General features: G+C 50.7%; 20 protein-coding genes, 1 other RNA gene and 1 pseudogene. 18 read left to right on the forward strand and 4 right to left on the reverse strand.

Features of this window, described 5'->3' with window-relative positions; translation table 11 throughout:
• Window positions 1-83 precede the first annotated feature (83 nt).
• Together recN and bamE are read left to right on the forward strand one after the other, a co-directional pair.
• Window positions 84-1,745: a DNA repair protein RecN gene (gene recN, locus WH277_RS22880; RefSeq protein ID WP_133845820.1), complete on the forward strand. Its 1,662-nt coding sequence runs from the start codon at window positions 84-86 to the stop codon at window positions 1,743-1,745.
• Between the two features lie 183 nt (window positions 1,746-1,928).
• Window positions 1,929-2,276, forward strand: a complete 348-nt coding sequence (gene bamE / locus WH277_RS22885; RefSeq protein ID WP_133845819.1) for an outer membrane protein assembly factor BamE — start codon at window positions 1,929-1,931, stop codon at window positions 2,274-2,276.
• Between the two features lie 42 nt (window positions 2,277-2,318).
• Here the strand turns inward: bamE and WH277_RS22890 are convergent, their stop codons facing one another.
• Entirely contained in the window at window positions 2,319-2,606 is a 288-nt protein-coding gene (locus WH277_RS22890) for an RnfH family protein (protein ID WP_159338559.1), read from the reverse strand.
• Window positions 2,599-3,033: a type II toxin-antitoxin system RatA family toxin gene (locus WH277_RS22895; RefSeq protein ID WP_133845817.1), complete on the reverse strand. Its 435-nt coding sequence runs from the start codon at window positions 3,031-3,033 to the stop codon at window positions 2,599-2,601. Before WH277_RS22895 ends, WH277_RS22890 begins: the two co-directional genes overlap by 8 nt.
• Before the next feature lie 159 nt (window positions 3,034-3,192).
• Between WH277_RS22895 and smpB the strand changes: the two genes are divergently transcribed.
• The 12 genes and pseudogenes from smpB (at window position 3,193) to speG (ending at window position 13,530) form a co-directional block, all read left to right on the forward strand.
• Window positions 3,193-3,675 (forward strand): SsrA-binding protein SmpB, encoded by a 483-nt coding sequence (gene smpB, locus WH277_RS22900; protein ID WP_133845816.1) that lies wholly within the window; start codon window positions 3,193-3,195, stop codon window positions 3,673-3,675.
• A 49-nt stretch (window positions 3,676-3,724) separates the two neighbouring features.
• Window positions 3,725-4,088: a transfer-messenger RNA gene (ssrA, locus tag WH277_RS22905) on the forward strand.
• A gap of 225 nt (window positions 4,089-4,313) precedes the next feature.
• Window positions 4,314-4,886 (forward strand): annotated as a pseudogene (locus WH277_RS22910) (integrase arm-type DNA-binding domain-containing protein); the annotation flags it as partial.
• Window positions 4,887-4,995: 109 nt separating this feature from the next.
• Window positions 4,996-5,817, forward strand: coding sequence for an RNase A-like domain-containing protein (locus WH277_RS22915; protein WP_339507025.1), 822 nt, complete (start codon window positions 4,996-4,998; stop codon window positions 5,815-5,817).
• Between the two features lie 2 nt (window positions 5,818-5,819).
• Window positions 5,820-6,134, forward strand: a complete 315-nt coding sequence (locus tag WH277_RS22920; RefSeq protein ID WP_159338574.1) for a hypothetical protein — start codon at window positions 5,820-5,822, stop codon at window positions 6,132-6,134.
• A 152-nt stretch (window positions 6,135-6,286) separates the two neighbouring features.
• Complete coding sequence (locus WH277_RS22925) at window positions 6,287-6,553, forward strand: hypothetical protein (protein ID WP_339507026.1); 267 nt, start codon at window positions 6,287-6,289, stop codon at window positions 6,551-6,553.
• 611 nt (window positions 6,554-7,164) lie between these two features.
• On the forward strand, window positions 7,165-8,016 hold the full coding sequence (locus WH277_RS22930; RefSeq protein WP_133845811.1) for a PA4780 family RIO1-like protein kinase: 852 nt from the start codon (window positions 7,165-7,167) through the stop codon (window positions 8,014-8,016).
• A 250-nt stretch (window positions 8,017-8,266) separates the two neighbouring features.
• Window positions 8,267-9,292, forward strand: a complete 1,026-nt coding sequence (locus WH277_RS22935) for a hypothetical protein (RefSeq protein WP_339507027.1) — start codon at window positions 8,267-8,269, stop codon at window positions 9,290-9,292.
• A gap of 128 nt (window positions 9,293-9,420) precedes the next feature.
• Window positions 9,421-10,428, forward strand: coding sequence for a BamA/TamA family outer membrane protein (locus WH277_RS22940; protein ID WP_241008255.1), 1,008 nt, complete (start codon window positions 9,421-9,423; stop codon window positions 10,426-10,428).
• Entirely contained in the window at window positions 10,428-11,573 is a 1,146-nt protein-coding gene (locus WH277_RS22945; RefSeq protein WP_133845808.1) for a DUF4056 domain-containing protein, read from the forward strand. Before WH277_RS22940 ends, WH277_RS22945 begins: the two co-directional genes overlap by 1 nt.
• 410 nt (window positions 11,574-11,983) lie before the next feature.
• Window positions 11,984-12,850, forward strand: a complete 867-nt coding sequence (locus WH277_RS22950; RefSeq protein ID WP_133845807.1) for a nucleoside-specific channel-forming protein Tsx — start codon at window positions 11,984-11,986, stop codon at window positions 12,848-12,850.
• Between the two features lie 113 nt (window positions 12,851-12,963).
• A complete protein-coding gene (speG, locus tag WH277_RS22955) occupies window positions 12,964-13,530 on the forward strand; it encodes a spermidine N1-acetyltransferase (protein ID WP_133845806.1) in 567 nt (188 codons plus the stop codon).
• 42 nt (window positions 13,531-13,572) lie between these two features.
• Here the strand turns inward: speG and WH277_RS22960 are convergent, their stop codons facing one another.
• A complete protein-coding gene (locus WH277_RS22960; protein WP_166653754.1) occupies window positions 13,573-13,995 on the reverse strand; it encodes a hypothetical protein in 423 nt (140 codons plus the stop codon).
• A gap of 112 nt (window positions 13,996-14,107) precedes the next feature.
• Complete coding sequence (locus tag WH277_RS22965) at window positions 14,108-14,443, reverse strand: DUF2002 family protein (protein ID WP_133845804.1); 336 nt, start codon at window positions 14,441-14,443, stop codon at window positions 14,108-14,110.
• A gap of 151 nt (window positions 14,444-14,594) precedes the next feature.
• Here WH277_RS22965 and WH277_RS22970 point away from each other — a divergent pair, with 151 nt between their 5' ends.
• From WH277_RS22970 to nrdE, 4 genes are all read left to right on the forward strand, one after another.
• On the forward strand, window positions 14,595-14,918 hold the full coding sequence (locus WH277_RS22970) for a DUF883 family protein (RefSeq protein ID WP_133845803.1): 324 nt from the start codon (window positions 14,595-14,597) through the stop codon (window positions 14,916-14,918).
• A gap of 285 nt (window positions 14,919-15,203) precedes the next feature.
• The gene (nrdH, locus tag WH277_RS22975) at window positions 15,204-15,446 is read left to right on the forward strand and encodes a glutaredoxin-like protein NrdH (protein WP_133845802.1); all 243 of its coding nucleotides are present in this window, start codon (window positions 15,204-15,206) and stop codon (window positions 15,444-15,446) included.
• A 4-nt stretch (window positions 15,447-15,450) separates the two neighbouring features.
• Window positions 15,451-15,861, forward strand: a complete 411-nt coding sequence (gene nrdI / locus WH277_RS22980; RefSeq protein ID WP_133845801.1) for a class Ib ribonucleoside-diphosphate reductase assembly flavoprotein NrdI — start codon at window positions 15,451-15,453, stop codon at window positions 15,859-15,861.
• Window positions 15,834-17,984: a class 1b ribonucleoside-diphosphate reductase subunit alpha gene (gene nrdE / locus WH277_RS22985; RefSeq protein WP_133845800.1), complete on the forward strand. Its 2,151-nt coding sequence runs from the start codon at window positions 15,834-15,836 to the stop codon at window positions 17,982-17,984. The genes nrdI and nrdE overlap by 28 nt, the downstream gene beginning before the upstream one ends.
• Window positions 17,985-18,167 lie beyond the last annotated feature (183 nt).

Below are 18,167 nucleotides of genomic sequence, written 5' to 3' on the forward strand. Positions count from 1 at the left end.
TGCTGCCAGCGGGTTTACTGTTTATAAAACCAGTATATACTGTATGAAAAACCATATCTGTGTTTTCATACAGGAATACCATCATGCTGGCACAACTGACCATCAGTAACTTCGCGATTGTACGTGAGCTGGAGATCGACTTTCAGCGCGGAATGACGGCCATTACCGGTGAGACCGGCGCAGGTAAATCCATCGCTATCGATGCGCTGGGTTTATGCCTGGGGGGCCGGGCCGATGCAGATATGGTGCGCCAGGGTGCGGCACGCGCCGACATCTGTGCGCGATTCTCGCTGAAAGATACCCCCTCAGCCCAGCGCTGGTTAACCGACAATCAACTCGACGACGGCAATGAATGTCTGCTGCGCCGGGTGATCAGCAGCGATGGGCGTTCGCGTGGCTTTATCAACGGCACCGCCGTGCCTCTTTCACAGCTGCGCGATCTCGGCCAGGCGCTGATTCAGATCCACGGCCAACATGCTCACCAGCTCCTGCTCAAACCTGAACATCAAAAAAATCTGCTGGATGCCTATGCGGGCGAACCGTTGCTGATGCAAAACATGGCGCAACACTATCGCCAGTGGCATCAGAGCTGTCGCACCCTTGCCCAGCATCAGCAACAGTCACAGGAGCGTGAAGCCCGTCGTGAACTGTTGCAGTATCAGCTCAAAGAGCTGAATGAGTTCGCCCCGGTCAGCGGTGAATATGAGCAGATTGATGAAGAGTACAAACGTCTCGCGAACAGCGGTCAGCTCCTCTCCACCAGCCAGCAGACTCTGCTGATGCTGGCTGATGGCGACGATAACAATCTGCAAAGCCAGCTGTATAACGCACGCCAGCTGATGGCAGAACTGATTGAGATGGATGATAAGCTCAGCGGCGTCTTTGCCATGCTGGAAGAAGCCGCAATCCAGATCAGCGAGGCCAGTGATGAACTGCGCCATTATTGCGATCGGCTGGATCTCGATCCCAACCGTCTGCATGAACTGGAACAACGGCTGTCACGCCAGATCGGCCTCGGGCGTAAGCACCACATCGCTCCTGAAGAACTGCCGACTTTCTACCAGCAGCTACTCGCTGAACAGTTGTTGTTGGATCAGCAGGAAAGCGACCAGGATGAATTGAGCCAGGCCGTCAGCCTTCATTACGATGCTGCCCTCAACTGCGCACGGCAGTTGCATGAGCGCCGGGTTCACTTTGCTGATGAGCTTACCGGGTTAATTACCGAAAGCATGCATATGCTGTCGATGCCCCACGGGCGCTTTACAATTGATATCCAGTTCAACCCCGAGCATTTGACTGCGGAAGGCGCTGACCGCATTGATTTCCGCGTCAGCACCAACCCTGGCCAGCCGGTTCAACCGTTAGCGAAGGTCGCTTCCGGCGGGGAACTGTCACGTATTGCGTTAGCGATTCAGGTCATTACTGCACGTAAGATGGACACACCGGCGTTGATTTTCGATGAAGTGGATGTCGGTATCAGCGGACCCACCGCCGCGGTAGTCGGTAAAATGCTGCGTCAGTTGGGTGAGTCCACGCAGGTTATGTGCGTGACGCATCTGCCGCAGGTCGCTGGCTGTGGTCATCAGCATTTCTATGTCAGCAAAGAGACCGATGGCGCGATGACAGAGACGCATATGAAGCCCCTGGATAAGCGTGCACGCCTGCAAGAACTGGCGCGCCTGCTGGGTGGCAGCGAAGTCACACGCAACACGCTGGCGAACGCAAAAGAACTTTTAGCCGCGTGAAGATTGCACTTTTTTACCGGATTGTGGTCATATCGTTGCTTCGCAGAGGTTTTAAACTGCGGAAAGGTTTATTATCATCGGCAAGTTACGCTGGTATCATCATTGCACACTGATAAACCCGAAAGACCCGGAGCTGCGGTTTCAGGGGAAACGAATATAGCCACAAAGGAATAAACATTGATTATGCGCTGTAAAACGCTGACTGCTGCTGCGGTGGTTCTTCTGATGATGACCGCGGGTTGTTCCACTCTGGAGCGCGTGGTTTACCGCCCGGATATCAACCAGGGCAACTACCTGGTTGCGAACGATGTTGCTAAAATTCATACGGGGATGACCCAGCAGCAGGTTGCCTATACCCTGGGTACGCCGATGATGCATGATCCGTTTGGCAGCAACGTCTGGTATTACGTGTTCCGCCAGCAGCCAGGCCACGAGGCGGTGAAGCAGCAGACACTGACCCTGACCTTCGATCAGAGCGGCACACTGACTAACATTGATAACAAAGCTGCTCTGTCTGCTAACGCAGGCTAAAAGCAGGTTGTGAGCTCAACAAGATAAGGCGCAGATTGCGCCTTATTTTTTTGCCGCGCGTTCAGCACGCTGACGACGAAGATCTTTAGGGTCGGCGATCAGCGGACGATAGATTTCAATACGATCGCCGCTCTGTACCACATCATGCAGTTTCACCGCGCGACTGAAGATGCCTACTTTGTTTTCCTGCAAATCAATATCGCTGCGCAGAGCCAGCAGACCAGAAGCGACAATGGCCTGCTCAACGGTGCTGCCCTCTTCGACCTTTACGCTGTAAAGGTACTGTTTATCTGGCAATGCATACACCACTTCAACAGCGATATCAGGCACTGTACACCTCTTTCGCGCGCTGGGTGAAAGCCTGTACCATGCTGCTGGCCAGCTCTTTAAAGATTCGGCCAAAAGCCAGTTCGACCAGCATATTGGTGAACTCGAAATCCAGATTTAACTCCACTTTGCAGGCTTCATCGCTCAACGCCGTAAAGCGCCAGCCGCCGCTCAGTTTGCGGAACGGGCCGTCAACAAGTTGCATATGGATGCTTTGGTTATCCGTCAGCGTGTTACGCGTGACAAATGTCTTACTGATTCCAGCTTTAGAGACATCCACCGAGGCCGTCATTTGATCGGAACTGGCATCCAGCACCCGGCTACCGGTGCACCCCGGTAAAAACTGCGGATAACTGTCAACATCATTCACTAAGCGGTACATTTGTTCCGCACTGTACGGCACCAGCGCCGAACGACTAATCTGGGACATATCGATTCCTGTCATTTTCTAAACATACCAATAATACCATCGCCGGCAATCAAACAAAAATTCTCTCCTGCTAACCATCTGCTAGAATAGGCTTTTCCCCCATGCCTGGCGCTACAGGGGATGCCATTAATCACTGCTTCATGTACACTAAGTGGCACTATGACAAAGAAAAAAGCACATAAACCCGGTTCCGCGACCATTGCCATGAACAAGCGCGCCCGCCACGAATACTTCATCGAAGAAGAGTTCGAAGCCGGGCTTTCGCTCCAGGGATGGGAAGTCAAATCTCTCCGCGCCGGTAAGGCCAACATCAGTGATAGCTACATCATGCTACGCGATGGCGAAGCCTACCTGTTCGGGTCAACTTTCCAGCCTCTGAGCGTCGCCTCATCGCATTATGTTTGCGATCCCACGCGCAGCCGTAAGCTGCTGCTCAAAAAGCGCGAGCTGGATAGCCTGATTGGTAAAGCCAATCGAGATGGTTTTACTATCGTTGCACTGTCGATGTACTGGAAGAATGCCTGGGCCAAACTGAAGATCGGCGTGGCGAAAGGTAAGAAGGAGCACGACAAGCGCGATGACATTAAAGATCGTGAGTGGAAACAAGACAAAGCACGTATCATGAAGCACGCTAATCGCTAACCTACTGGTACAACGACAGGTTTTTCTGATATACTGCTAAACAGTACTTGGGGCTGATTCTGGATTCGACAGGATTTGCAAAGCCCTAGGAGCATGCCGAGGGGCGGTTTGCCTCGTAAAAAGCCGCAAAAAAATAGTTGCAAACGACGAAAACTACGCACTAGCAGCTTAATAACCTGCTTAGAGCCCTCTCTCCCTAGCTTCCGTTCTTAAGACGGGGATCAAGAGAGGTCAAACCTAAAAGAACTCGCGTGAATACCTTGCCTGGGGTTGAAGCGCTAAAATCTAATCAGGCTAGTTTGTCAGTGGCGTGTCCGTTCGCAGCTGACCGGCGAATGTAAAGATGGACTAAGCATGTAGTGCCGACGGTGTAGTAATTCTGGACGCGGGTTCAACTCCCGCCAGCTCCACCAAATCTTTTCGCGGCGGTTCCAGAGCCGACCGCGTAGAAGTCCTGAAAGCCCACAAGGTTAATGCCGAGTGGGCTTTTTTGTGCCCTCGATTTGCCCCGCGAAGTCCGAACTCAACTCATTAAATCCGAACATTTTAGGCCGGTTGATAGGCCCAATGAAAACGATTATGTTTTTCGATGGGCCTCCAGGAGCAGAGACTGAGCATGGCAAGTCAAACCATAGCCATTGACCGATACGGAAATCAAAGCCGCCAAACCTAAAGACGTCTATTACCAACTTTAAATAATGATGGGCTGACGCTCTTAATGAAATCCAGTGGAAGTAAACTCTGGCAATTTCGCTACTATCACCCCTTCACCAAGCAGAGTTTTGAAGCCTACCCCCCCGGTGACACTTTCCGACGCATGGAAGCTGAGAGCAGAATCGCGTGCATTACTTGCAAAGCAGATCGATCCTCTTGAACATCAGAAAGAGCAGCCTCGATCTTCACAAGAAGCCAAAATCAATACTTTCAAATTGATTACCGAACGTTGGGGAATGTGAAGAAAATAAGCGTAACTGAAAATTATGCTGAAGATATCTGGCGGTCTTTGGAGAGAGAGGTTTTCCTGTTATTGGTGAAATCTGCATTACCGACATCGAAGCTCATGCTCTGCTCAAAGCCATACAGCCGGTTCAAGCCAGCGCATTAATGAGGTGATGGTATACGCCAAAAATACCGGGGTTATTGACGCTGTTCCGGGCGTTAATATCGGTAACGCCTTTGAGAAAGCTCAAAAGAAGAATATACCAGATTTATGCAAATAAGTGTTTTTACGAAAAATATGATGGCGTACAGGATAACGTTTACCCGTTCACTCCGCGCCATTACTATCAATTCTGGATAGCTTGATAACAAGGAAAGGTTATGGAAAACGGTTTTAGTATTGCAATGACCCCGGTCCAGCTGGCAGCCGTCATGGCTGATGAATCTGTGCTCACTGAGCGTATCTGGGGTGGCATCGGGTTTCTCGGTAGAGTGCTGGAGCTGGCCGGTGCCACTACCCTTTGCCTGGTCCCGGAACCTACCGGAGTGACGAAAGCGGGATGCATTATTGTGGGGGCGCACAGTCTGGATGGGATGAGTGCTTCTGCCTGGCAGGTGTATTCAGGCAGACCAACAGCCTCAGTGACGGCACGTGCTACGGCAGGTATCGCAAGAGAGCTGGGTACAGATAAGTCCACTGCTGACCAGATTGGTATCGCCGTGGATGTGATCCTCCCGTTCTCTGTTGCTGGTGCTGCGCGGGTTGCTTCGGTCAGATTGGGACAGGTCCAACTTATGCGACATGAGGCTTTGACGTGTGCCGGGGGGGGTGGGCATGCAATCAGAAAACACGTCGGTAAAACCGCACAAGAATTAGTCGATAAAGTTGCCAGGGGCACACAGTCAGGTACCTTTAAACCCACCCATGCGGCCAGCTCATTTTCTTCGCTTAAAATTGCAGAGAAAGCAGCAAGTAATGCGCTTAAAACCAATCGAAACAAAATTCGCCAGTGGGCAAAAAATACCAGTGCAGGCTCAAAACATAATCTGGTTTTACGTTATGACGTAAAAGAGTATGTAGGTATCCTCGTTAAATATGGAGAAACCAGTGCAGCTAAAACCACAAAAATAGAAATTATTTTAAAAAAACAATTGTACAATAATATGCCCTATTACATTTTGACAGCTTACCCGGTTCATTAAAAATGAAAGACTTTACTGATATAAGTAATTTTTTCGTTGTATTTTTCGGTCAGGATAGTGATGAATATGGCGAAAATTATCCTGAGATCGTCGATTCTGCTTTCAACGATTATGCCGAAGGCGGCGGTTCTTATCTCGATAATCTAATCAGCAACATAGATGATTTTCGTCAAACTTACCCTGACAATGAATCTGCTGCTGTCGCTCTTAATCTTCTGACAAAAGGGTCTGCTGGGGACACTCGCTATTACACCCCAACTTTACTGGATTTCCTAGCGTGGCTATCAGCATATCTGAAACAAAAGCGTGACGAATAAATATGAAGCCCGCTATATGGGTTCAGTCCAAAGGCGTAAGCCCTGCGGGCTTTTTTGTATTTATAGCTGTCCATAGAAATTCGTTTTATATAAGAAAAGTTATAATGGTAAACCCTATTACCTTCTTACTGCTTACCCTATCTGAGTGAAAAATGAAAAATTACCGTTCTATTAAAATGTTTTTTCTGATTTTTTTTGGGCAGGATGCTGATCATTGGGGAAATTCTTACCCTGAGATTGTCGATAGTGCTATTGAGTTTCAGGATGGAGTAGACGATGTACTAATTTCCGACATTGACAGATTTATTAGTGAGCACCCAACCAACGAGAAAGCGTCACAGGTGTTGAACGAAATTACAATGGGTTCCGTTGGAGATACTGCATCATTTCCCCCAACGTTAATCGACTTCCTGACCTAGCTCTCAGCTTACCTGAAGCAAAAGCGTGACGAATAAATATGAAGCCCGCTACTCAACGCTGCGGGACAGCAGGCTGAGTGCGACCACAGGTGTGCGGATGGTTTTAGCCAGTGATGTAAGTCCTTTGGACACCTCACCAACGACCAGATCGTGACGGCTGTTTCCTTCAGCTGAATCAGGCGCAGATAGTCGATGGCAATCAGCGCCGTCTTTGACTGCTGTTGCTTGTGGCAATTCTCATCCCATATCCCCCCGAAGCCGCAGAGGCCTTTCTTACCCGGGTTCATCTGACATCCTCTACGGTTTCATGGTATGGTGCCGGACTGTAACGTCATCATGTACAATCCGTTAGCAGGATGGCACCATCCCCCGGTTTTTTAGCATCCCCCACGTTGATTTGCACTGCTACGCACAGGGGCAGCCGTGGCGTATTCCGGGCATCTTATGGCGTCACAGTTTCGCTTTCTGCCGGGCCTGTCTACGGGTATCATCGCTACGCTCCTGGCACCGGTTCGGCCTGGTATAATATAGATTCAAAATTTGCCATTTTTTCCAGTACCGCCGTCTTTGTTATTGATACGAAAATCGGCTGAAATAAGGTATAAAGCCGCATGAAAATTCCCAACAGACTCCAGCCTCTGGTTGATGATGGCCTGATAGACGATGTGCTTCAGCGACTAAAAAGCGGTAAAGAAGCAGACGTTTACACCGTTTTATGCGGTGACAACATCCGCTGCGCCAAAGTTTATAAAGAAGCAACCCAGCGTAGCTTCAAGCAAGCCGTGCAGTACCAGGAAGGGCGTAAAGTCCGTAATACCCGTAATGCCCGTGCTATGCAAAAAGGCTCAAAGTTCGGCCGTAAGCAACAGGAAGAGACCTGGCAAACGGCAGAGGTTGATGCCTTGTTCCGCCTGGCGAATGCCGGAGTTCGCGTGCCACAGCCCTATCTTTGTATGGACGGGGTGTTGTTGATGGAACTGGTCACTGATGCAGACGGTGGAGTTGCCCCACGCCTCAGTGATGTGACCTTAACGGAAGAGATGGCCGTTAATGATTTCCACGAGATGATCCGCAATATCGTGCGCATGTTGTGTGCAGGGATTGTGCATGGTGATTTATCGGAGTTTAACGTGCTGCTGGATGCACAAGGGCCGGTCATTATCGACTTACCCCAGGCCGTTGATGCCGCCGCTAATAATCATGCTGAATCCATGTTTGAGCGTGATGTGAATAACATCACTACTTACTACGGCCAGTTCGCACCACAGCTTCTGCAAACACGTTATGCGAAAGAAATCTGGTTGCTGTATGAAGACGGCAAATTAACACCAGAAGCCCCGCTCACCGGTCTGTTCGTTGAAGAGGTCCATGATGTGGATATGGATTCCCTGATGGATGAAATCATCTCAGCTGAAGATGAGTTTTACGACCGTCAGCGAGCAGCCCAGGAACGCGAAGATTAATAAGAGAGTGCGCCAGGTTACAGCAGCAGGATGATGACAGCCCACAAGGTTAATACTGGTGGGCTTATTTAACACTGAACCGATAGCGTAGAAAAATGTGATACCTTGCCATGTTATAAAATCTAATACCTCCCTTCCCTAACAGCCGCTACAAAGTGCTCCTCCTTAAGACATCGCATTTTCTGAAATGAAACCCCCTCTCGCTGTCGTTATGCTGCAGTCCCTCACTTCTTAAAATACATGGATTGTTATGATGAAGAATTATCCTCACGCGACAGCGAGACTGCTTTTCGGCATTTTTTTTTGTACAGCCCCGGTCACAGCCGCCCTTGCCGGTGTCCCAAACGCAATACGTACGCCGCTTTCACTCGACTATAACGGTGATAATGTCGATTTAAAGAAAGAAAAAGAAGCAGAAGCAACAAAGTCCCCAGACTTATTTGGCCCAACGACAGGACCGCTGCCTTTCTTTGGTGAGGAAATACGCAAGCGGGGTTATGACTTGCCCGATCCTTATGGGATTGGCTATAACCATATGAATATGCGCCAGAACATCAAAGTTAATAGCATCGACTTTTCCGGACTTAAACTTTTCGGCTTTCCTATCCCTCAGAGCATTTTTAAAATCGATGTCGGCCACACGCGGGAAAGGTCTCTGACTGATACCGCGAAACTGGACACCTGGTTATTCCCTTTCTTAAATGTTTACGCGGTTGTCGGGCATACCAAGGGAAGTTCAAACTCTACTGTTTCCGTTAATGCACCCATCATCGGAAAAATGTCAGATATCGATTTTATCCTGAAATTCAAAGGGACCACCTATGGTGCGGGCACAACACTGGCCTATGGCTACCATAACTGGTTTGGCACTATGGATTTCAATTATACCCGTACGAACTTTGATATCCTTGACGGTAGTACTACCGCCTATACGTTTACGCCGCGCATTGGGTATCGTTTTACCGTTCCTGGATCAACGAAATATTCTATTCCCGTTTCTCACGCCAGTTTATGGGTTGGCAGCATGTACCAGGATGTTTCCCAGAATTTTGGTGGCAATCTGAGCAATCTACATATGCCGGCTAATTTGATTAACCTGGTTAACTTCGTTAATAAAGACAAAGAAGGACGCTTTCGTGTCAAACAGCACCTCCAGTCGCCCTGGAATATACTGGTGGGTGGTCAGTACGAATTGACACGTAACTTTAATGTCATGACTGAAGTGGGCTTTGAGAAACGTAATAGTATTATGGTTGGCGGCGAGTTCCGTTTCTAAATATGCGCTATTTCCGCGCCCTGTTAGTGGGGTTATTGTTAATTCCAACTTTGTCTGAGGCAACATTATTACCCAGCAGGGCGACAGTCGACGGCTATCTTGCCAGATTCAGCTCAGACCCTGTTGATATGCACAAAAGGATCGACTGGGGCGTTGTGCCAGGCCCCTTTTATACTCCCGAGCTGGGCATTGGCATCGGGGTGGCGGCTGTAGGCTTTTATCGTCCCGATGAAGAACAACAGCGGGCCCCGATTTCGTCGCTCTCACTGACCGGATTTGTCAGCTCTACAGGCGCCTTTGGCGTTGGTTACGAAAACAACACATTTCTGCGTAATGACCAATGGCGTTTTATTCTGAGCGGCGATGTCAGCTATCGCCCACTGGATTATTGGGGCCAGGGATATGCGGAGGGCCATCACCAGCGAGGGAAACAGTCCTATAACTCGCGCACCCTGTCGTTCAATCCAGAGATCCTGTATCGATTACAGGCGCATACCTATGTCGGTATGGGGGGGGCCCTCGCCTATGAGAAGGCAACCGGACTACAGAATAAGGCGGCAGGCAGTTTCTTCCAGCATCCGGTACCGCTAAACGAGCTTAACACCGGTGTCAGTTTGCTATTCAGCTACGACACACGAGATGTCACCATTAACCCCTCTAAGGGACAGTTGTTGAATCTCCGCTACACCGATTACCTCCCGGAATTAGGCGGAGATAACCGACTCTCCATCTGGGATATGCAATACAACCTTTACCACGCCGTCAACCCAACCACGCTGCTGGCATGGGATCTGTACGGCCGTTTTGCCGGCGGCAATGTGCCCTGGACGATGGACGGCACACTCGGCGACAGCCATCACCTGCGCGGTTACTACCAGGGACGATATCGCGATCGCAATGTGCTCACTACGCAGATTGAACTGCGTAAAAAACTCAGCTGGCGACATGGAATGGTTGCCTGGGCTGGCGCAGGCAGTATGTCTCCCCATCCCAGTGAGGTTGTGGACGGGCATTGGCTCCCTTCTGTCGGTATCGGCTATCGTTTTGAAATTAAGAAAAGAATGAATTTGCGTCTGGATTACGGTGTAGGACAGAAAAGCTCAGGCTTCTATTTTCAGGTAGGAGAAGCCTTCTGATGAAAAAAGTACTGCTCCTGTTATGCCTGTTCCTTAACGCCTGCCATGCCAGCATTCCCCTGACTGATAAGCCGATAACGCCGGGTGATTTTCAGCTTCCGCCCCCACCCGCGCAACACGTCTGGCCAGCGATCCTGCCACTCCCTCCTCCTGATGGTCTGCGCCCTTGTTGTGCTTTTGGCTATAACATTCGGGCTAAGCTTTTAGGGGTTCCTGTCCCCTTTTTTCAATTACGTAATGTCGTCGATCCTGATAACACGGGAAAGCATCACTATAACGACAGCTGGAAAAGCATCTTTACGACACTGACGGGAATAAACAGTGAGCTCAACGGTATTATCTATACCCGACGGGGCGGATTTATTGACCTTGCTCATGTGCGTGATACCGCGGACAACACGCTATGGCTGTTCAGCAAAATTTGGCCAGCGCTGGGGCGTGCTACCACGATAAAGATGAGCGATGAACTCGGGCAACGCATTATCCGACTACGGCAGTTCTCGCCCCCTGAAGACACGCTGGCGCGTTACAATCTGAGTGTCAGTCTGGCGGCTTACCTCGCCTTTCAGCTCGCCGCCTGGCATGAGGTCGCTCAGTGGTATGGCTTCGAGTCCGTACCCGGCTATCCTGAAACCGTTTCCGCATTTTCACCAGAAGATCTCTATTCCAATCTGCTCGGGGCGCGCATGGCTACAGATATACTTAATGCGGGCGGAGCATCATCACTGCCGCAGTATCAATATTCGATGGCACAGATGCTTCCGCAGGCGCTCGCACAGCTACAAGCCGTCAGCCCGCAAGCCACCCGCTTTCACTTTGATATGCTGGATGGCATATGGTGGAACAACCATTGTCGCCTGCCCGACAAATTTCTGGTGCGTCTGCGCAACTACAGCGTCAGTCACCAGCGGCTGCCGTCGCGTCCTGCGGATACTGTGCCGGAACTGTGGCTGACGTTACCCGATCATTTTGACCATCGTCCGTTGTCACAATTTGCACGACTTGAAATCTGGCGCGGTGATCATATGGCTAACCTGCCTTCGCCGTCATTGATGTATAGCGATAATGATTTTGTCACTCTGGCGCAACAGGCAGCAAAAAATGACCGCCACGCCCTGGCAAAAATCGGTAACCAGTGTGATTAACGCCCCCCTGCCAACCCTCCGTAATATAAGAAAATATTATTAATAACCAGAGAGCGTGAAGCACACTCCTGGTGTTTCAGTATGTCCACTCTCCCCGTATTTCTGCCATTTCCGGCAGGCAACCGTTTTCGCCTTGCCACAAACGGCCCTAAACCCCATTACGGGAAAAGTTCCCCTCACACGGCACTTTAATGTGACATTCATCACACTTTAACTGAATTAAAATGAAACTGAATTTGACAAGTGTGAGCAATCTCTATTTCCTAATGCCCTGATAGCGGCACACTGCCGCAGTATTCATGGCGGGTGTTTTTGTTACAGTCACAAGCACCCATTTGTCGCCCGTAGATAACATGACCCGACCAGCGCGCTGGCTGCCGAGCAGGGTCTCAGAGCATGTGGTAATAATAATGAAATATAAAATTATGATGGCTGGCGCACTGGCAGCACTTTCCTATACCAATGTTTCTCTCGCCGAAACCAACAGTCCGGAATATGTTTCTGACTGGTGGCATCAGAGCGTGAACGTCGTAGGAAGCTATCACACCCGCTTCGGGCCGCAGCTGAACAACGACGTCTATCTGGAATATGAAGCGTTTGCGAAAAAGGACTGGTTCGATTTCTACGGCTACATCGACGTTCCTAAATTCTTCGGCGTGGGTAACGGTAACGATGTCGGCGCGTGGGATGATGGTTCTCCGTTCTTCATGGAGATCGAACCGCGCTTCTCTATTGATAAACTGACCGGCACCAACCTTGGTTTTGGTCCGTTCAAAGAGTGGTATTTCGCCAACAACTATATCTACGATATGGGCGACAACAAGGCGAGCCGCCAGAATACCTGGTATATGGGTCTGGGTACCGACATCGACACCCATTCTGATGTGGGCCTGTCACTGAACGTGTATGCCAAATACCAGTGGGAAAACTACGGTGCAGCCAATGAAGACAGCTGGGACGGCTACCGCTTCAAGGTGAAATACTTCGTTCCACTGACTCAGCTGTGGGGCGGCAACCTGACCTATATCGGCTTTACCAACTTTGACTGGGGTTCTGACCTCGCCGATAAAGCCGGCCCGTCACGCACCAGCAACTCTATCGCGTCCAGCCATATTCTCTCGCTGGGCTATGATCACTGGCACTACTCTGTTGTGGCGCGTTACTTCCACAACGGCGGCCAGTGGAATGACGGCACCGAGTTGAACTTCGGTAAAGGTGATTTTAACGTGAAATCAAACGGTTTCGGTTACTACCTGGTTGTCGGTTACAACTTCTGATAACCCGGGGATATCCCCAATGCTGACATAACGCGCCTTCGGGCGCGTTTTTTTTGCCTGCAATAAACCGCTATACTCCTCCGGCAATATTGCGTCCGCTAAAAGGAATTTTTATGTCTGCCAAGTCTGTTGATCACAGTGTGAAACTGCGCCCGCTCGAACGCGAGGATCTGCGTTTTGTTCATCAGCTGGATAACAACGCCAGCGTGATGCGCTACTGGTTTGAAGAGCCGTACGAGGCGTTTGTTGAGCTGTCCGATCTCTACGACAAGCATATCCACGATCAGAGCGAACGTCGGTTTGTGGTTGAACACGATGGAAGTAATGCCGGGCTGGTTGAACTGGTGGAGATTAATCATATCCACCGTCGTGCAGAGTTTCAGATAATTATTGCCCCCAGCCATCAGGGAAAAGGGCTGGCCAGTAAAGCCGCGAAACTGGCGATGGATTACGGATTTTCGGTCCTTAATCTCTACAAACTTTACCTGATCGTCGATAAAGAGAACGAAAAGGCCATCCATATTTACCGTAAGCTGGGCTTTGAAATTGAAGGCGAGCTGATCCACGAGTTCTTTATCAACGGTGAATATCGCAATACCATCCGCATGTGCATTTTCCAGCATCAGTATCTGGAAAAATTTAAACCCGCGCAGGGTATGGTCAAAACCACGGCGCAGTAAACAACAACGGCAGGTGGGATAGCCCGACCTGCCGTTGTTCGTTTAGCCGCCTCGCGCGCCAACCGGATTCATGATGGTCTGCAAGCGTTCCGGTTCAATCTTGTACATGCCCCCGTAGAACGGGTCGACCACCAGCCAGCCAGGGATGCCAAGCAGCGGAATGTTGCCCAGCAGATACCACAGGTTCGGGCTCTCTTTCAGTGGGAGCGTTTGCGGAACATAGCCTGCGCGCTCCAGCATCACCAGATACTTTTTCTTACCGAAGTAGTTGCCGTTAGACTTCTGCAGCGTAACGGTTTTTGGCGTGTAACCTTCGGCCACCGCTTTACCCGTTTCATCCTGTACCACAAACTTCACCCCTGGGGGCTGAGTCTGAAGCGTCACATCCTGGGTTTCACTACCGACAATCGTGGCGCAACCACTTAACATCCACGCTGCTGCCAGCGCTGCTATCAGCCGTTTCATCATTCATCCTGCCTGAATCCATCATGCTAACAGTCTACGCGTCAGATAAGGCAAGCTAGCGCGTTAATAGCGCGACGAATTGGTGGTTTATTCAGCCATTGGCACGCTGGGGTTAACCAAACATTCTTTCCAGATAGCGTTCCAGCGCAACGCGTGAGCTGAAACCATGAGGGATGCCGTAGTGATCGTTTGATTCCCCGACCAGATACATCGGGAAACGGACGTAATGGTCGCAGGTTTTAACATCCGATGATGCCGTGGCGATCGCCTGGCTTCGCTCCTTGAGCGTTGGGTGAATGACCAGAGCGGTTCGACCCAGACGTGCCTCACGGTTAACATACACATAGTCTTCACCGCGACAGTAACCGTAAGTTTTTGCGGTGACCGCATCCATCTCAAATCCCGCTTTTTCCAGTACGCGAGCTACCTCATCAGGTCGTAAATACATACTTGCTCCTCTAAGTCTGCTAACCCGGCAACCTTACAACAGGCTGCACAGTCAGCGCTTTCGGAATAGTCCATAAACGCCCTGTCGTGCATGGCGTTCTCTGCGTGTGTTCTATACTTAATAGTACGTTTTCAGAGTAAGGGAGCAAAAAATGTTCAACCGGACCACAAAAAATAACGATATAGACCTGAATCAGGATGTTTCTCTGCTGGCTGATAGCCTGGATGATTTATTGAAATCCTGGGGAAGCAAATCAAAGGAAGAAGCGGATGAGGCACGCTCTCGGGCCGAATCCCTGTTGAAAGAGACGCGGGCCAAACTCCATGGCCGCAACCGCGTAACCCAGGCCGCTAAAGACGCCGGAAATCATGTCGACAACTACATCCACGATAAGCCCTGGCATGGTGTAGGTATCGGTACAGCACTGGGTATCCTCGTTGGGGCGCTTATTGCCACCACCACATCCAGCAGATAGTCGAAAAATTTGCGTTAGAAAAAGAGGCCCGTGGCGAAAGCTGCGGGCTTTTTTTGTCAGCAAAACTTTTTAATCGGGCGCAATCCTTGTGGCACAAGGCTTCAGTGTGAGCTGACTTAACAAATACTAAAATCCTATATGTTGTGTGGTTGCATTTCGGCGGCACTATATCTAGTATTTACCCCATCAAGACCACACAACATGGTGTGGCAGTGGTGGCGCTTCCTGGGCAGTAAACTGGCGCCAGATACTCAAAATAACCAGCCCACAAGGTAAATACGAATCATGCGCATTATTATTTACACTAAAGATAACTGTGTCCAGTGCAATGCCACAAAAAATGCCATGGACAAGAAAGGCATCGATTATCAGTTGATCAATCTGGACAGCGAACCTGCACATGTGGAGACACTGAAGTCTCTCGGTTACCGCCAGGTGCCGGTGGTGATGGCTGAACAGGATCACTGGAGCGGTTTTCGTCCGGACAAAATCCATGCGCTGAGCCACCTGGCTGCGGCGCGGGGATGAGATCATGACCACGCTGGTTTACTTTTCCAGCCTGTCTGAAAATACCCATCGATTTATCACCCGTTTAAATCTGCCTGCTGTGCGTATTCCACTGGACTACGCGCAGTGCTTGCAGGTTGATCAGCCCTACATTCTGGTGGTGCCCAGCTACGGCGGCGGCACGGCTCAGGGTGCGGTCCCTAAACAGGTGATTCAGTTTTTGAATGACACCAATAATCGTCAGCTGATCCGCGGCGTTATCGCTGCTGGCAACCGCAATTTTGGCGAGGCTTACTGCCTGGCTGGCGACATTATTGCGCGAAAATGTCAGGTGCCTTATCTCTATCGCTTTGAGCTAATGGGCACCTCTGACGATATCGCTAACGTACACAAGGGAGTAACCCAATTTTGGCAGCGACAGACAGCACACTCATAGAGGCCACCGCAGCAACGCCGGATTACCATGCGCTTAATGCCATGCTTAATCTGTACGATGCTGAAGGTCATATTCAGTTCGAGAAAGATCGTGAGGCCACGCGTCAGTATTTTATCCAGCACGTGATCCCTAATAGCGTTCAGTTCGACTCTATTGCTGACCGTTTACAGTATCTGGTTTCCGAAGGCTATTACGAAGCTGACGTTCTGAATGCCTATCCGTTTGAGTTCGTCTGTTCGCTATTTCAGCAGGCTTACGACCGTCGTTTCCGCTTCCAGACGTTTCTCGGTGCATGGAAGTTTTACACCAGCTATACGCTGAAAACCTTCGACGGCAAACGCTATCTGGAAGGCTTCACTGAACGCGTCTGCATGGTGGCCCTGACGCTGGCAAAAGGCGATCAGGCGCTCGCCCTGTCACTGACCGATGAAATTCTCGCTGGCCGCTTCCAGCCTGCCACGCCAACCTTCCTGAACTGCGGTAAGCAGCAACGCGGGGAGCTGGTTTCCTGCTTCCTGCTGCGCATCGAAGACAATATGGAGTCGATTGGCCGTGCGGTGAACTCCGCGCTGCAACTCTCCAAACGCGGCGGTGGTGTTGCCTTCCTGCTGTCAAACCTGCGTGAGTCCGGTGCGCCAATCAAGCGCATCGAAAATCAGTCTTCCGGGGTGATCCCGGTGATGAAGATGCTGGAAGATGCCTTTTCCTACGCCAATCAGCTGGGTGCGCGCCAGGGCGCAGGGGCTGTCTATCTCAATGCGCACCACCCCGACATCCTGCGTTTCCTTGATACCAAGCGTGAAAACGCCGATGAAAAAATTCGTATCAAAACGCTGTCGCTTGGCGTGGTGATCCCGGATGTCACCTTCCAGCTGGCGAAAGACAACCAGCCGATGGCGCTGTTCTCGCCGTACGATGTCGAACGCATTTACGGCCTGCCCTTTGCCGATATCAGCATCAGCGAGAAGTATGACGAAATGCTGGCCGATGAGCGCATCCGTCGCACCTTTATTAATCCGCGCGAGTTCTTCCAGACGCTGGCCGAAATCCAGTTTGAGTCCGGTTACCCGTACATCATGTTTGAAGATACGGTTAACCGCGCCAATCCGATTCATGGCCGCATCAATATGAGCAACCTGTGTTCGGAGATCTTGCAGGTCAATACCCCAACGGAATATAACGATGACCTCAGCTACAAGCGCATCGGTAAGGATATTTCCTGTAACCTCGGCTCGCTGAATATCGCCCATGCCATGGATTCTGTCGATTTCGCACGCACGGTGGAGATTGCTGTACGTGGCCTGACAGCGGTGTCAGATCAAAGCCATATCCATTCCGTGCCCTCCATTGAACAGGGCAATGCGCAGTCGCACGCTATCGGCCTGGGACAGATGAACCTGCATGGCTATCTGGCGCGTGAAAGCATTCAGTACGGTTCCGACGAAGGGCTGGATTTCACCAATATCTACTTCTATACCGTCACCTATCACGCGCTGCGCACCTCAAACCTGCTGGCGCGCGAACGTGGTGCCAGCTTTAGTGGCTTTGCCGACTCACGTTATGCCAGCGGTGAATACTTCAATCAATATGTAGAACAGAGCTGGCAGCCGCGCACGGCTCAGGTCGCTGCGCTGTTTGCCAAAGCGGGGATCGCCATCCCTACGCAGGCACAATGGCAGGCACTGAAAGAATCGGTGATGCAGTACGGGCTGTATAACCAGAATTTACAGGCGATCCCACCGACCGGTTCGATTTCTTATATCAACCACGCCACATCGAGCATCCATCCGATTGTGTCGCGCATTGAAATCCGCAAGGAAGGAAAAACGGGCCGTGTCTATTACCCTGCGCCGTTTATGAACAACGATAACCAGGCGTTCTATCGTGATGCCTATGACATTGGCCCGGAAGCGATTATTGATACTTACGCGGAAGCCACGCGCCACGTGGATCAGGGACTGTCACTGACGCTGTTCTTCCGTGATACCGCCACCACGCGCGATATCAACAAAGCTCAGATTTACGCCTGGAAAAAAGGCATCAAGACGCTGTATTACATCCGTCTGCGCCAGATGGCACTGCAAGGCACCGAAGTTGAAGGCTGCGTGTCCTGCTCGCTGTAAAACATCGCTGTGGGAGGGCGAGGCATGCCTCGCCCCTACACATCATGCACAGCATGCCCCGAACCGTATTGCGTAGGGGTCAGGCATGCCGACCCGACAAATCGTGCACCACATGTACAGCACCGTATTGCGTAGGGGTCAGGCATGCCTGACCCGACAAAAAGTGCACCATATGTACAGCAC

The sequence above is a fragment of the Erwinia sp. MYb416 genome (assembly GCF_037479575.1).
GTDB lineage: Bacteria > Pseudomonadota > Gammaproteobacteria > Enterobacterales > Enterobacteriaceae > Erwinia > Erwinia rhapontici.

Excerpts from the sequence above, each read along its gene's own strand:
- recN (WP_133845820.1), top strand. The coding sequence starts at position 84 with ATGCTGGCACAACTGACCATCAGTAACTTCGCGATTGTACGTGAGCTG.
- WH277_RS22965 (WP_133845804.1), bottom strand. The coding sequence starts at position 14,443 with ATGTATTTACGACCTGATGAGGTAGCTCGCGTACTGGAAAAAGCGGGA.
- WH277_RS22970 (WP_133845803.1), top strand. The coding sequence starts at position 14,595 with ATGTTCAACCGGACCACAAAAAATAACGATATAGACCTGAATCAGGAT.
- WH277_RS22960 (WP_166653754.1), bottom strand. The coding sequence starts at position 13,995 with ATGAAACGGCTGATAGCAGCGCTGGCAGCAGCGTGGATGTTAAGTGGT.
- WH277_RS22945 (WP_133845808.1), top strand. The coding sequence starts at position 10,428 with ATGAAAAAAGTACTGCTCCTGTTATGCCTGTTCCTTAACGCCTGCCAT.
- bamE (WP_133845819.1), top strand. The coding sequence starts at position 1,929 with ATGCGCTGTAAAACGCTGACTGCTGCTGCGGTGGTTCTTCTGATGATG.
- WH277_RS22950 (WP_133845807.1), top strand. The coding sequence starts at position 11,984 with ATGAAATATAAAATTATGATGGCTGGCGCACTGGCAGCACTTTCCTAT.
- WH277_RS22895 (WP_133845817.1), bottom strand. The coding sequence starts at position 3,033 with ATGTCCCAGATTAGTCGTTCGGCGCTGGTGCCGTACAGTGCGGAACAA.
- WH277_RS22925 (WP_339507026.1), top strand. The coding sequence starts at position 6,287 with ATGAAAAATTACCGTTCTATTAAAATGTTTTTTCTGATTTTTTTTGGG.
- smpB (WP_133845816.1), top strand. The coding sequence starts at position 3,193 with ATGACAAAGAAAAAAGCACATAAACCCGGTTCCGCGACCATTGCCATG.
- WH277_RS22930 (WP_133845811.1), top strand. The coding sequence starts at position 7,165 with ATGAAAATTCCCAACAGACTCCAGCCTCTGGTTGATGATGGCCTGATA.
- speG (WP_133845806.1), top strand. The coding sequence starts at position 12,964 with ATGTCTGCCAAGTCTGTTGATCACAGTGTGAAACTGCGCCCGCTCGAA.
- nrdH (WP_133845802.1), top strand. The coding sequence starts at position 15,204 with ATGCGCATTATTATTTACACTAAAGATAACTGTGTCCAGTGCAATGCC.
- WH277_RS22915 (WP_339507025.1), top strand. The coding sequence starts at position 4,996 with ATGGAAAACGGTTTTAGTATTGCAATGACCCCGGTCCAGCTGGCAGCC.
- WH277_RS22935 (WP_339507027.1), top strand. The coding sequence starts at position 8,267 with ATGATGAAGAATTATCCTCACGCGACAGCGAGACTGCTTTTCGGCATT.
- WH277_RS22920 (WP_159338574.1), top strand. The coding sequence starts at position 5,820 with ATGAAAGACTTTACTGATATAAGTAATTTTTTCGTTGTATTTTTCGGT.
- nrdI (WP_133845801.1), top strand. The coding sequence starts at position 15,451 with ATGACCACGCTGGTTTACTTTTCCAGCCTGTCTGAAAATACCCATCGA.
- WH277_RS22940 (WP_241008255.1), top strand. The coding sequence starts at position 9,421 with ATGCACAAAAGGATCGACTGGGGCGTTGTGCCAGGCCCCTTTTATACT.